Genomic DNA, 308 nt, shown 5'->3' on the forward strand with positions numbered 1-308 from the left:
GTGCGATGAGCCTGCTGCGCGGGGTCCTCGCTGCAGGAATTGCCGCCGCCTTTATCGGCCTCGTCGTTCTGCTCGCGGCCGTACTGACCGCGACTGCTCTCGTGATCGCCGGGCTCGGTGCGCTCGGCGCCAGCGCCTACTGGCTCTACCGCAAGGTGCGTGGCCGCAAGGGCGCCAGCGAAGGTCCGGTGACCCTCATCTCCCGCCCCGGTCCGCGCGGCTGGACGGTTGACGGCGCCAGCGAGGGCTAGTTTCCCGACGCATCCATCCGGCCAACGGCCTCAATCAGTGATTCAGAGCGTCGAATG

The 308-nt window shown here is 68.5% G+C and carries 1 protein-coding gene; it reads left to right on the forward strand.

Going from position 1 to position 308, the window contains the following annotated elements; genetic code table 11:
- The coding region (locus tag E5162_RS14455; protein ID WP_338419093.1) for a hypothetical protein at positions 1–251 on the forward strand (251 nt) is incomplete at its 5' end.
- Between the last annotated feature and the right edge of the window lie 57 nt (positions 252–308).

Origin of the sequence: Marinicauda pacifica, from assembly GCF_004793635.1 — a bacterium.
In the GTDB taxonomy this organism is placed as follows: domain Bacteria; phylum Pseudomonadota; class Alphaproteobacteria; order Caulobacterales; family Maricaulaceae; genus Marinicauda; species Marinicauda pacifica.